The 13,346-nt window shown below is 60.0% G+C and carries 9 protein-coding genes and 1 tRNA gene; all 10 read right to left on the reverse strand.

The window, feature by feature from the left end; genetic code table 11:
- Nucleotides 1–2 precede the first annotated feature (2 nt).
- Nucleotides 3–1,379 carry an oligosaccharide flippase family protein gene (locus ACFQ3C_RS10515; protein WP_380791458.1) on the reverse strand — a complete coding sequence of 459 codons (1,377 nt, stop codon included), beginning with the start codon at nucleotides 1,377–1,379 and terminating at the stop codon, nucleotides 3–5.
- Nucleotides 1,376–2,227 carry a glycosyltransferase family 2 protein gene (locus tag ACFQ3C_RS10520; RefSeq protein ID WP_380791460.1) on the reverse strand — a complete coding sequence of 284 codons (852 nt, stop codon included), beginning with the start codon at nucleotides 2,225–2,227 and terminating at the stop codon, nucleotides 1,376–1,378. Before ACFQ3C_RS10520 ends, ACFQ3C_RS10515 begins: the two co-directional genes overlap by 4 nt.
- 487 nt (nucleotides 2,228–2,714) lie before the next feature.
- Nucleotides 2,715–4,094, reverse strand: a complete 1,380-nt coding sequence (locus ACFQ3C_RS10525; protein ID WP_380791462.1) for a hypothetical protein — start codon at nucleotides 4,092–4,094, stop codon at nucleotides 2,715–2,717.
- A gap of 183 nt (nucleotides 4,095–4,277) precedes the next feature.
- Nucleotides 4,278–4,904 carry a sugar transferase gene (locus tag ACFQ3C_RS10530; RefSeq protein WP_380791464.1) on the reverse strand — a complete coding sequence of 209 codons (627 nt, stop codon included), beginning with the start codon at nucleotides 4,902–4,904 and terminating at the stop codon, nucleotides 4,278–4,280.
- A 996-nt stretch (nucleotides 4,905–5,900) separates the two neighbouring features.
- Complete coding sequence (gene glpK, locus ACFQ3C_RS10535; RefSeq protein WP_380791466.1) at nucleotides 5,901–7,388, reverse strand: glycerol kinase GlpK; 1,488 nt, start codon at nucleotides 7,386–7,388, stop codon at nucleotides 5,901–5,903.
- A gap of 78 nt (nucleotides 7,389–7,466) precedes the next feature.
- A complete protein-coding gene (gene glpD / locus ACFQ3C_RS10540) occupies nucleotides 7,467–9,065 on the reverse strand; it encodes a glycerol-3-phosphate dehydrogenase (RefSeq protein WP_380791468.1) in 1,599 nt (532 codons plus the stop codon).
- A gap of 318 nt (nucleotides 9,066–9,383) precedes the next feature.
- The gene (locus tag ACFQ3C_RS10545) at nucleotides 9,384–10,070 is read right to left on the reverse strand and encodes a class I SAM-dependent methyltransferase (RefSeq protein ID WP_380791470.1); all 687 of its coding nucleotides are present in this window, start codon (nucleotides 10,068–10,070) and stop codon (nucleotides 9,384–9,386) included.
- A 279-nt stretch (nucleotides 10,071–10,349) separates the two neighbouring features.
- Nucleotides 10,350–10,425 (reverse strand) — tRNA-Thr (locus ACFQ3C_RS10550).
- Between the two features lie 44 nt (nucleotides 10,426–10,469).
- On the reverse strand, nucleotides 10,470–11,966 hold the full coding sequence (locus ACFQ3C_RS10555) for a heme biosynthesis protein HemY (protein ID WP_380791472.1): 1,497 nt from the start codon (nucleotides 11,964–11,966) through the stop codon (nucleotides 10,470–10,472).
- An 11-nt stretch (nucleotides 11,967–11,977) separates the two neighbouring features.
- Complete coding sequence (locus tag ACFQ3C_RS10560; RefSeq protein WP_380791474.1) at nucleotides 11,978–13,282, reverse strand: COG4223 family protein; 1,305 nt, start codon at nucleotides 13,280–13,282, stop codon at nucleotides 11,978–11,980.
- Between the last annotated feature and the right edge of the window lie 64 nt (nucleotides 13,283–13,346).

Below are 13,346 nucleotides of genomic sequence, written 5' to 3' on the forward strand. Positions count from 1 at the left end.
CGTTACGCGGCCAACACCATGATCGCGTCCCAGTTCCACCAGATCGCCCCGCAGGCCACGAAGAGCCCCAGAACGGCAAATCCAAGATCATGCAGCGGGTCCCAGACCCCCAGTCTGGACGACAACCACACCAGCGCGGGATAAGCCGCCAGGATGCCGATGCCCTGCCCGATCAGGGCGCCGATCAGACCGCCCGCAGAGACACCGATCAACAGACCCAGAATGGTCAGACTGGCCTTTATCAACGTCAGAAAAAAGAACCGGCGCGACTCGCCCGCAGCAAGCGCCGCCTGATCATAGGTCAGCCCGATAACCACCGGAATATTGATGCAGGCAATCAGAACCGAAACCGCACCTGCCGACAGGTAACGGTCATCATACATCAGATCGACCAGCAACGGACCCACGAAGGCCAAGCAGGCCAGCAGCAGCAACAGACCCGTCGTGACCAGAACCCGCATCTTGCGCAACTTAAGGAAGTTCTCACGCGAAGCGGCCGGCGGGCAGTCGCGATAGACCGGAATCAGCACGCGGGCGACAACCATCATGCCAAGCATCATAGGAAAGCTGCCAAGGAAAAAGCCGATATTGTAGATCCCGAACAGATCCAGCGCCAGAAACTTGCCCAAAATCAGCTTGTCGCCCTGCACCAGCAGAAAACCGAAGATCGTGCTGAGGAAAATCCATTTCCCGAACTGGATCACCTCGCGCAGCGCTTCGGATTCCAGACGCAGGCGGTTGCGATATCCGGGCAGATACAGGGTCATGAGCGTCACCTGAACCAGACTGCCGATGACCGTGCCGATAACCAGCGCCCAGACTGATTGCAGCCAGAACGCCAGCCCGACCATGATGATCAGCCCGACGACCTGTGCCGCCATCTCAAGAAGTGTCACCCGTCCCAGTGCCAGATGCCGGTTTGCTGTCTCGCGCCGGGTCGGCATTACGCCCGCCACCAGAAACTGGACCGAAGCCAGCAAAAGCATCCCGAACAGCAGCGGTTCCTCGTAGAAAACCGAAATCGGGTAGGCAAGCAGACAACCGGCCATGAACAAAACGATGCCGCGCAGGATCTGTACCGTCCAGGTCGTGTCCAGAAACACCGGATCGTCGCCGCGCGTGCTGCGCGAAATCGCTGGCCCGATTCCCACGTCCGAGAACATCTGCAAGCCGATCATGAAAACGACAACAATCCCCATCAGGCCGAAGGCTTCGGGGAACAGCAGCCGCGTCAGCACCAGATTGCTCAGCAGACGCATCACCTGCGAGAACCCGAACCCCGCAACAGTCAAGAATGAAGACCGCAACAGGCGAGCGGACAGGCCGCCACTCGTCAGCAGCCCATGCATTCTGCCGCTGGAAACAACCCCGTCGGTCATCGCCCCCTGCTCCAGTCAGGCAGACCTGCGCCCGCGCCCGCCCCCGCGCGGCCCCTGTCGCGCCAGCGCACCGCCAGCGCCACGGCGGAATAGACGGCAAAGCCTACCGGATTGCGCGCCGCCAGCAGCAGCATGCCCGGCACGCCCAGCTTTGCCTTGTCGTCATTTGCCATCAGGTCGGGGAACAGCGCGGCCACCTGCCGCACCCCGCGATCCTGCCGCTGGCGCACGCGCACCAAGGCGGCGAACCCTTCGACGATCGGCCAGTCATAAGTCGCTGCCACGTTTATCCGCTCATCCGGGCGAAACAGCAGCCGCACATAGGTGTCGTCCGAAATGATATCGGGAAACTTGCCCCAGCGCGCGCGCCCCGCGGCATTGACTGCGAAGAGCCCGCAGCCCGGCACCCCCCGCGCCATGAAGGGCACGCGGCGATAGGTCGCCGCATAGGCCCGGCTGACCCAGCCCTGCGCCGTGATCCGCAACCGGCCGCTGGCATAGCGGGCCTTGGGTCCGTCCAGCGCCTTGCACAATTGCCCCAGCAATGCGGGCGACAGGGTGACATCGGCATCCAGATAAGCCCGCCACGGCCAGTGCGCGGCGGCATCGCCCGCGTTCAGCGCGCGCATCTTGTCGCCTTGGCACAGTTCCAGCACCTCCATCCGCCATCCCCGCGCCTGTGCCCGGCTCTCGAAACCGCGCGCCACCTCCGCGGTGCGGTCGGTGCAGCCATTGGCCACCACCACGATCTCAACGGGACAGGCCGGAGAATCAGAGGCGAGTATTGAAGACAGGCAAGCACCCAGAAACGCCTCTTCATTATTCGCCGGAATGATGATGCTGAGCACTGTAAGATCCTAAGAAATTGGTTTAAATCACCCGTAAGGCCAATGTCAGGACCCAAGGCGGCGGGTATTTCGGCAAATATGCCAAATCTACCATGTCAGAGTGCCATGAAGGGCAATATCTTGGCAAGATTATGGCAGCTACTGGCCTGCAATCATGAACAATTTAAACGATCAGCTGCCATTAATCTCAACAATCGCAAGAATATGTTCGATTCCTGCTGAAAATCTACTTAAGGGTGAACTTCAGGCGTCAATGCAATTGGGGTCTCAACTGGGTTTGAGAACTGAATTTCCTGAATAGCGACCAGGCGGATCTCGTCGGTCAGGCGCCGGGTGGCAAGGTCCTCACCCTCATCCGGCCATGACAGGACACGCGGAAAGGTCTCAACCGGGTTACCCATCAGCGGGGTCCGCAGACCACCGCCCCGCCTTCCAAATTACATTCGGATCCCCCGCAATCCGACGCTCAGGTGTGATAGCTGGACGATCAAATCACGCTTTGCACCCTCATCTGTCTTCGTTTCACAACCTGTGCAGACATTGCATATCCCAGCACTGCACCTGAAATCATCCATGTTAACGGCGTCAGCGTGGCGTTCGGCAGCATGTCGATCATGTTGACGCCCAAAATCAGCATCAACCCCCCGATCCAGGGCGGCACTTGCCTGATCGGTCGCTGCTTCACCACTCTCCACCACATCATGAAGCCCGACAACGCCAACAGACCGAACTCGGCGATATATCCGACCCAGCCGAACGCGCCCAATACGATCACCCAACGCCCGTCCGGAATGGACAGCAACCGGCCGTTCTGATCATGCACCAGACCACGGCCGAAGGTTCCCCACCCAAGCAACGGCTTGACCTGCGCCCGCTCCAGCAAAACAGCCTCATGGATCATGCGGAACTGAAGCGAATAGGCCCGCTCATAGCTGATGTCGGCCACCTTCAGCAGGATCGCCCTCTGCGGTATCAGATTGTTCCCTTTCATCACGGGATAGACCAGTGCGACAATCATCATCAAAAGCGCAATCCGCACCTGCATGCGAAGCCCCAGAAAAATGACCATCGGCAAAAGTAAGATCGCGAACAATATGCTGCCAAGCGACTTGCACAGGACCAGAACGACGGCAAGGTAAACGCCCGCCATCAGATAGACCTTCGGATCGCGCGATCTGTCGCTTTTGAAAAGAGTAAAGGCCGCAAGCGTTGCCATCAGCGCAAAGAAAGCCACCCACAAGCCGTGCTGAAGGAAAACAATGGGGCGGAACCCGTCACCACGCATCATCTGTTCGAAACTGTGCTGAAAATACCCATAGACCCAGATGTTGATCTGAGGGCTCAACCGAACCTCCAGCAGCATCGGAAGAGAATAGGCAAGGCCCGCGACCAACAGTGCCACCAGAACATACCGCAGGTCCTTGTCAGTCGTCAGGAAGTTCATGGCAAGCACGAACGGAACCACACTCAGCGCGTTGCCCAGGGCCATGGACAGTCCTTCCTTGATCCCGAGGCCCTGAATGAAGAAAGCGCCGTTCACAATCGGCTCGCCGTTGTTCATCGCCGTTGCCAGCGGACTGAGCACGAACATCAGCAAAAGCAACTTGCCCAGCCTATTCTGCGGCAGCAGACGCATCCGTGCTCCGTACATGAAAAAACACACAACAAGCGCAGATAAATTGGGAATGGTTTCCTTGTTCAGCACCGGAATCAGCGCAAGATCGAATTGCGCAGGGGGCGGCGGCAACAGAAGATAGCCAGAAAGCAAGCAGATCACGATGGCCTTGCCTGGCGGAAACCTCTGAAAGATCACAATTGTGACGATTGGCCAAAGCGCCAGCATCAGATAGGCAAACCCGTTCGGCATCGTGGTGTCCCGTTCCTCAACTCTCTTTGCAGGGTAACGACAACATCAGCCCACGCACGCGGCCCGGTGTTCCGCCAGATTGCCGCATTTGCCACTTGCTTGCGACCCTTATCCCCCGCGCCTGAGATAAAAATGACCGCACCCCGGCGGCAAGCACCGGGGCGCAGCGGGATTGCAGCAGTGTCAGTGACCCGTGGCCCGCATCACGACACCAAAGGTGCGCAGCACGATTTTCAGGTCGGTCATAAGGGACAGATGATAGAAATAGTCGCGATCATATTCGGCGCGCTGTGCAAAGCTGCTCTCGTTGCGAACCGAGGTCTGCCATGCGCCTGTGATGCCGGGGCGCATCTCGTAATACTCGGTGCCGGGATAAAGATCCTTCTGATCGGTCATCATCGGGCGCGGCCCGACCACCGACATATCGCCTTTCAGCACGTTCAGGAATTGCGGCAGCTCATCCAGGGATGTCTTGCGGATCAGGCGACCCAGCCGCGTCACGCGCGGATCGTCTTTCAGCTTTTGGTTGTGGTCCCATTCGGCGCGGGCCTCGGGGTTGCTGTCCAGGTAGGCGCTCAACACCTTGTCGGCATGCGGCACCATCGACCGCAGCTTGTACATGCGGAATACCTTGCCATGCATGCCAAGGCGCTTCTGCACGTAAAAGGGTGAATGTCCGTCCATTGCGATGAGGACAGACAGTACCGCCAGCACCAGAGTCACGGGCAGGGCGATCAGGGCGACAAACACGAGATCAAAAATGCGCTTGCCCACTCCATCGTAGAGAACAAGACGCTCCGACGACAGCACTGGAGACGCGGATATAAGGACATTTCTTGCGGCACGTTCCCGGGCAGAGTCCGGGTATGCGCCCAAATCATAGGCCATAGTCTCATTCCCCCAAATGAGCAGACGCGAAAATGCGTCTTGAGCAGCTGAACCAAGCCATCTGCGATCATCGGGAAGCGGAGTGCCGGGCCTTGGGGTAACGGCATAAGACCGCTGTTCACGGACTCATGGTCCGCGTCATCAAGTCTTTGATACAGTTGTATCTTTCCCCTGTAACCCTCGCCCTATCTGGCAGCACATGGCGAAGGTGGCTCGTTCAGCAGTTGCACTCACATCTTTGACCCCGGAAGGCCGCAAACGTTCTTACTTGCAATAAACCAAGGCCACTCTGCACCTAACTGGGCTATGCCTCATTTAAGCCCTTTTTTTGCCTTGAGGTCAATCGGGAGGCGAGTCTAATTCCTGCAAAAGAGCATACGGAGTCTCATTCGAGACAAGGTGTACCGACATCGGGAAATGCACTGCGCGCGCCCCTGCAAGGGAGAGCGGTTGAGTGATTTAGGGCATGCTGGGCGGTGCGAAACCTGTGTAGTTTTTCTCAAAACAGGTCAATCTAGGGCTTATTCTTCAACTTATTGGAAACAACGCGTCTTAATGGTGCCCGTCGTTTCCGTTACTGCAACAATCGAGGGGCCATAGATGACCCTGCGGAAACCGGTCCATGCCGCTGGCCTGCACCGGGAACAGGATGGCAGTGGCGCAAAAATGGCACATTTGTGGCAAAAAAATGGCGGCAATCCGTCGCGTCGGGTCGCGTAGATCTTATGCGTGGCCCGCCCAGTTTTTGACCACTTTCTACCTTAGCACGATCTTTAATACAAACAATGGACCGCCACGTCGAACTTTGTTTCCGCATTGCGGGCCAAATCAAGTGAGACCGCTATGCGGGTTGTAAGCCTTCAGGTTGATTTTGATTCGAGATCCGTTGCGCGCGATCCCGCACCGCCGACGATCGGGTCAGACAGACAGCGTGGCCGCGACCGCGCGTTGCCATGCCGCATAGGCCGCCGCCCGCGCCGCCTCTGACATGGCGGGCGTGAATTGCCGCTCCAGCGCCCAGGTCCGGGCGAACTCCTCCTGACCCGGATAAAGACCGGCGCGCATCCCCGCCAGCCAGGCAGCCCCCATGGCCGTTGTCTCAAGCACTGCGGGCCGGTCCACCGGCGCGCCGATGATGTCGGACAGAAATTGCATCGCCCAGCCGGACGCGCTCATGCCCCCGTCCACGCGCAACACCCGCCCCGCCCCCTGCGGCTGCCAGTCGGCCTGCATCGCCTCAAGCAGGTCGCGGGTCTGGAAGCCCACGCTTTGCAGGGCCGCCTTGGCCATCTCGGCAGGTCCCGAATTGCGCGTCAGTCCAAAAACCGCGCCACGGCAATCTGGGTTCCAATAGGGCGCGCCCAAACCCGTGAAGGCCGGCACAAGGATCACGTTCTGTACCGGGTCCGCCTGTTCGGCAAGCGGCTGAGTCTCGCTTGCGGTGCGGATGATCTTCAACCCGTCCCGCAACCATTGCACCACCGCCCCCGCAATAAAGATCGACCCTTCCAGCGCATAGGTTGGCGTGCCGTCCAGCTGGTAGGCGATCGTGGTCAGCAGACGGTTATGCGACACCACCGGCGTATCGCCCGTGTTCAGCAAGGCGAAACATCCCGTGCCATAGGTGGATTTCATCATTCCGGGCTGAAAACAGGCCTGTCCTATCGTGGCCGCCTGCTGATCGCCCGCCACGCCCAGGATCGGAATCTCGCCCCCGAACAGATCGGCGCGCGTCATGCCGAAATCGGCGGCGCAATCATGCACCTCGGGCAGCAGGCTTTCGGGAATGTCCAGCATCTCGCACATGGTGCGCGACCAGCGCCCCTTGCGGATGTCATAAAGCAGGGTCCGGGCGGCGTTGGTCGCATCCGTCGCATGCACCGCCCCGCCGGTCAGGTTCCAGATCAGCCAGCTGTCCACGGTGCCGAAAGCCAGCTCTCCCGCTGCCGCCCGCGCACGGGCGCCGGGCACATTGTCCAGGATCCACGCCACCTTGGTGCCGCTGAAATAGGGATCAAGCAACAGCCCCGTGCGTTCGGTCACCGCTGCCTCATGCCCCTCGGCCTTCAGCCGCTGGCACAGGGGGGCCGTGCGCCGGTCCTGCCAGACGATCGCAGTGTGAATGGGCTTGCCGGTCTTGCGGTCCCAGATCAGCGTTGTCTCGCGCTGGTTGGTGATCCCTATCCCCGCGATATCCCCGGCCTTGATGCCCGCCTTTTCCAGTACCGAACGACATGTCGCCGCGGTGCTTGTCCATAGATCGGAGGGATCATGCTCCACCCACCCCGAGGCGGGGTAATGCTGCGCGAATTCCTGCTGGGCGATGGCCGCCACCTTCATATGGCCGTCGAACAGTATCGCGCGGCTGGATGTGGTGCCCTGATCAATGGCCAGGATATAGCGCATCTGTTCCCCCTTGTTCCCCGACAGGGCGCAAGCCCCTGGCCCACCCTATCCGGTCGCGCGATGACGACAAGGGTGCAGCTATTCCGCCGCTGCCGGCATCGCGGTGTCCTGCGCGCGTATCCAGTCCTGCAGCGCCGCAATCTGGTCCGGCCCCATCCGCAGACCCAGCTTGCTGCGCCGCCACACGATATCATCGGCCCGCCGTGCGAATTCGTGGCGCATCAGCCACGCCACCTCGCGCGCGGTCAGACCGGCGCCGAAATCCTGCCCCATGTCGGCCAGCGAGGTCGCATCGCCCACCACATCGAAGGCATCCGTCCCATAGGCGCGCACCAGGCGGCGCGCCTGACGCGGCGCCAGAAAAGGGGCCGCCTGCTGCAACCGCGCCACCAGTGCATCGAACCCGTCCACCGGGAAATCCCCACCCGGCAGGGCCACGCCCGCCGTCCATGGTCCCGGCAACCCGTCAAAAACCGTGCCCACCTTGTCCATCGCCGATTCCGCCAGCCGCCGATAGGTGGTGATCTTGCCGCCAAAGACATGCAGCACCGGCGCACCCGCGGTCGCATCGACCTTCAGCGTGTAATCGCGCGTTGCCGCCGTGGCGCTTTTGGCACCGTCGTCATGCAGCTGCCTGACCCCCGAATAGGTCCAGACCACATCGGCATCGGTCAGCTGCCGCTTGAAATAGCGATTGGCGAAGTCCAGCAGATAGGTCTGTTCGGCCGGCGTGCAGACCGGCGCAACCGAGGGGTCATCATGGTCGGCATCGGTGGTTCCGATCAGGGTGAAATCTGTCTCATAGGGAATGGCGAAAATGATCCGCCCATCCTCGCCCTGAAAGAAATAGCACTTGTCATGATCGTAAAGACGCGGGGTCACGATATGCGAGCCGCGCACCAGTCTCACGCGATCGGGCATGTTCGACCGCAGCTTGCCGGTGATGATATCACCCACCCAGGGACCTGCCGCATTGATAAGCATCCGCGCCTGATGGGTGCGGGTCTCGCCTGTCTCGCGATCTTCGGTGGTGACACGCCACAACCCATCGGCTTGTTCGGCCCGCACCAACCTTGTGCCGAGCATGATATCGGCACCCCGCGCGGCGGCATCGCGCGCGTTCAGCACAACCAGCCGCGAATCCTCGACCCAGCAATCGGAATATTCGAACGCGGTCTCGAACCGGTCCTGAAGCGGCGCACCCTCGGCGGTGCCGCGCAGGTCCAGGGTTGTCGCACCCGGCAGGATCTGCCGCCCGCCAAGGCTGTCATAGAGAAAAAGACCCAAGCGGATCATCCAGCCGGGGCGCCGCCCCTTCATCCAGGGCATGATCCGGGACAGCAGGCGCGATGCGGGGGTTTCCGCCTCGAACCGCATGTCCTTGTGATAGGGCAGCACGAACCGCATGGGCCAGCTGATATGCGGCATGGCTTTCAGCAGCACCTCGCGTTCCAGCAGCGCCTCGCGCACCAGGCGGAATTCAAAATACTCAAGATAGCGCAGGCCGCCATGAAACAGCTTGGTCGAGGCCGATGACGTGGCCGAGGCCAGATCGTTCATCTCGACCAGCCGCACCGAAAGCCCCCGCCCCGCCGCATCGCGCGCGATCCCGCACCCGTTGATCCCGCCACCGATGATGATGAGGTCAAGCGTCTTGTCTGGCTGTTGGGTCGTCACGCGCATCACTCCGGAACGCCTGAATCATAGGTGTTATATGGCGCGACATGCCGAAAAAGGAAAGCAATTTATGTTCGTAAATGTTCGTTTTGGAATTTTATGATGTTTTTGAGTACCTTAAGGACCGCATCCGCAAAGACCCATGAGACAAGAAAGCATGGTGTATCCGATGCAACAAGACGCAGGTTTCGCGCACGAAACCTGCCCCACGGTCAGACCTTCGCGCAGTTGGCCGCGATCAGGAGCTGGGGTGCTTGAGTGAGCAATCACACCTTTTTCATGCACGTTTCAAATGCAGCCCTGGTCTTCTGGCGATGTCTATGTGCCGTCCTTGCCCTTGAACACCGAAGTGCGTCCGCGCAACTGCAACGCCTTGCGCGAGCCATTGAATTTCCCGTTCTGGGCGGCAATTGACATCGGCGGCTCGACCGTCACGGACTTTTCGAATGCCACAATGGAATCATAGAACCGCACCCCCGCAAGTTCCTTGGCAATCGGATCAAAGGGAAACAGCTCGTCCTGATCCGTATACCAGGAGTGCATGGCATCGATCTTGCGTTTGGCGAATTCGATGAAACTTGCCTCGTTTCGATAGCCGCCACCAAAACCGGGCCAGTAAGAGGTGTGGCAATCTTCCACCATATAGAGCGATTGGTCTCGCATATGCGGCCAGAGCCCTTCGAGCGTTGCGATCTGATGCGAACAGACATGACTGCCATCGTCCAGCACGACGTCAAAGGGGCCGTATTTCTGTGCCAGCGCCTTGAGGAACGCCGGGTCGGCCTGATTGCCGATCTCGACATGCGTGCCAGGGTCGGAATGGGCAGCGCAATTCGGGTCAATGTCTATGAAAACCAGCGTTGAGCCTTCACAAAAGTAACTCTTCCACATCGGGATCGAGCCGCCTTTGAAAATGCCGACCTCAAGGAATGTGATCGGCCGGGCCCGAAACCGCGTCAGCTCTCTTTCGTAAATTTCAAAGTAATGCATCCATTTTGTCAGCATCCGCTGATCGGTACGCTTCAGGTATTCGACAAACCAACTCATTCAACAACAACCTCTGCATTACCTGGCAAGGTACTTGGCCGGTTTGGCGTCAGGATCGGAAGAACGGTTCCAATCACGGCTGACGGGCCAAACATGCGACACTACAATCACTCTACTGGCACATCCCCCTGAGGCAAGGCCCCCCTGCCATGGTGGCTGCTCCATGCATGTGAACGGCCAACCAAAAGCGGCCCGTGGGCGCAAGAGATTGTTTCAAGTTGATAGTTTGGGATTTTTTGGTGCCGCTGAAGGGACTCGAACCCCCGACCCCATCATTACGAATGACGTGCTCTACCAGCTGAGCTACAGCGGCCTTTGAGGCGGGGCTATAGCACCCCGCCCCTGGATCGAAAAGACCTATTTTCGGGCCAGGTCCCCGGGTTCTACAGGCGCATCTATCGGACGATGCAGCGTTTCTTCATCGGGAAGAATCTCTGCATCCGGCACATCGTCATCCGATGTCGAGCCATGGTCCTGGGTTGAGCCGACAATCATCGGAAGCATTTCCGACCCTGTCGAAGCAGAAGCTGCCCCGGCCGGAGGCGAGATCCACGCCAGCGTATCGAAGGATTTGCAATTGTCGCAGATCGGAACCCATTCAGCATGTATGTTGTGACACTTCTCGCAGACCCATTGCGGACCGCGCGGCGCGGTCAGGGCCCTGGCCAACCACCCCTTGACCACGACATCCGATGCGCCTTCGCCGCGGGCAATGGCGGCCATGTCTGTCATCACGCGGGCATCAGGTGCGGTGTCCACCAGATCGCCCAGCGCGCGGCGCGCCTCGGGAAAATCCTCGTTCGCGATATTCAATTCGGCCAGCAAAAGACGCGATTCCACATGATCGGGATGCTGGGCGATCAGCGGCTTGAACCGTTTCAACCGCGCCGCCGGTGTTTCATCCGGCACGATCGCGGCAAAAGCAGCAGCAAGATCCGGGTGCGGCTGGGCAGCCCAGGCCTTTTTGATAACCCGCGTCGCATATTTCGCATTGCCCTGTTCTATGTAACCACGGGCGGCAAAGGCCGCGGCCGGGATCAGGTCTGGTGACAGCTTGTTGGCCTCGATCGCGGCTTCGCGGGCTGTGATGTCATTGCCCTCGGTCAGGACTTCCTTTGCCTCGGACAAGGCCAGCACGGCATCACGGCGTTTGTGCACATCCTTCGGAAGGCTTCCATACTTGAGTTTCGCACCAAGGGTCCGGCGCGCGCCAGCCCAGTCATGGGCACTGGCCTGAAGCCGCAGAAGAACATCCTGTGTCTCTTCATGCTTGGGGTGCAGATCCAGCGCCTTTTCGGCCAGCTTGAGGGCAGTCGCCGTATCGCCATCCGCAAGTTTCTGTTTCATGATCCCGCGTACGGCCACAAAACGGGTGGAGTCGTTTTTCAGCAGGCGTTTGTAAACTTCTTCCGCCTTGCGCCGATCGCCGGACATCTCTGCTGCCTGCGCCGTCAAAAGGTTCGTCAGTTCCGGCTTGTTCAGATAGCGTTCGGCCTTGCTGGCCTTGGCCATGGCCAGTCGCCCTTCACCGGCAGCCAGCGCAAGCATGCCCTCGGACAGGGCCTGGTACCCCTTGCGTTCCCGGTTACGGTTGAAATAGCGGCTGAGCGCCGTTTCATCCCCATTGATGAATTTCAGCACCGCCACCAGCAAGGCCAGCAGACGCAGCGTCAGCCAGACCAGGAAAACAAGGGCGATCAGCAGGATCACGGCGTAAAGCGGCGTCAGGTTGATCTCGTATCCTGCGGCGGCAATGCGAACGCCGCCATCCAGCTCCATCAGGTAGACCGCCCCCATCGCAGCAGCGGCAACGAGAACAACAAACAGGATAATCTTGATAAGCGACCAGAGCATTCAGTTATCCTTCAGTTCGTGTTCAGGGATTGGGCAAGGTTCTGCGCCGCATCCATCAAGGTCACGCGCATCAGAGCCTGGCTGCGCCACTCTGCCAATAGTGTTGCCGCCTCGTCCGGCAACCCTTCAATCTCGGCCAGCGTATCCGACAGCCGCCCGTCCCGCAGCGCCGCTTCGGCGCGCGACAGGATTGCATCGGGATCATCCCCATCTCTGGGCTGCAAAGACCTCAGACCAAGCTGCGTCTCGAAAAATCCGCCAATGCCACCCGCACCGTTTGATTGCCGCGCGGCCCGCAAAGCATCGCGGGCCAGATCGGGAAAGGCGGCTTGCAGGGCGGCCAGGGTCGGCACACCGGTTTCCGCCTGTTCCAGCAGGACCGTCGGGATTTCTGCGCCCGTGGCAGTCAGATCGTTCACCGCTTCGGCATATCCCGTGCCAGCGTCAAGCGCGGTCACGATCCGGGTGACGGCGGCGCGCTTCATCGTTGTCTCTGCCGTCAACTGCGCCTGCGCTTCTGCCTGCGCGGCTTCGTCGGAAATCGCTGCAATCTGTGCCTGTTGCGTCTCAAGAGCGGCGCGGATCTGATCAAGCTCCGCACGCGCATCGGCCAAGGCGGCCTGGGCCTGCGTATCGACACCACCGCCTTGGGAAACCGGCCTGGCTTCCAGGGCGTCGATCCGGCCGGCCAGAACCCCGATCTGCGTTGCAAGATCCTCGATCGTCGGGCCAAGATCAGGCCCGGCTGGTGGGACCTCGGGCGCGGGGGCGGCCTCAAGCGCGGCAAGCCGTGCCTGGAGATCCGACAATGCGGTCTGTTGCGCGACGGTCCTCTGCTCGACTTCCGTCAGAAGGCCCTGACCCGTGTCCAGCCCAGGCAGCGGCATTCCTTCAAGAACACCGCTTCGTGCCAGACCAAAGCCGATAGCCGCGGCCGCGACACCGCCCAGCAGCATCGGAAAGAACCCGCCTTTCCTGATCACAACCTTTTCGGAAGCAACCGGCTTTTCGGGCTTGTCCACATCAGGCTTGCCACCCTCCGCGTCTTGCGGATCTGGCTCAGTGGAGGTGCTGTCTGCAACGACTGCCTCGGTTTCTGGTTCGGACTCGTCGCTGGCGGTGCCAACCTTATCCGCCTCCGCCTGCAAGGTGTCCGCGTCTTGCGGTGCAGCAGCGCTTTCAGCCGTCTCGGCATCGTCGGTCTGCGTCTTGGAGGGGGATTCGCCATCGTAGATCGGATCATTCACAATGACCGCATCCTCGATCGGATCACTGGGCAGTTCCTGGTTCGGGGAGTTCTTTTTCTTGTCCGGCACCGGCAGCAACCCTTTCGAATCTGGTCTCGCAAACATTTACGTCACCCGAAAGCCTACTGTGACG

This window comes from Seohaeicola saemankumensis, assembly GCF_042678485.1.
In the GTDB taxonomy this organism is placed as follows: Bacteria; Pseudomonadota; Alphaproteobacteria; order Rhodobacterales; family Rhodobacteraceae; genus Seohaeicola; species Seohaeicola saemankumensis.

Coding starts and splice junctions, on each gene's coding strand:
- ACFQ3C_RS10515 (WP_380791458.1), bottom strand. CDS start 1,379: ATGACCGACGGGGTTGTTTCCAGCGGCAGAATGCATGGGCTGCTGACG.
- ACFQ3C_RS10525 (WP_380791462.1), bottom strand. CDS start 4,094: ATGCCGAACGGGTTTGCCTATCTGATGCTGGCGCTTTGGCCAATCGTC.
- glpK (WP_380791466.1), bottom strand. CDS start 7,388: ATGCGCTATATCCTGGCCATTGATCAGGGCACCACATCCAGCCGCGCG.
- ACFQ3C_RS10545 (WP_380791470.1), bottom strand. CDS start 10,070: ATGCTGACAAAATGGATGCATTACTTTGAAATTTACGAAAGAGAGCTG.
- ACFQ3C_RS10555 (WP_380791472.1), bottom strand. CDS start 11,966: ATGCTCTGGTCGCTTATCAAGATTATCCTGTTTGTTGTTCTCGTTGCC.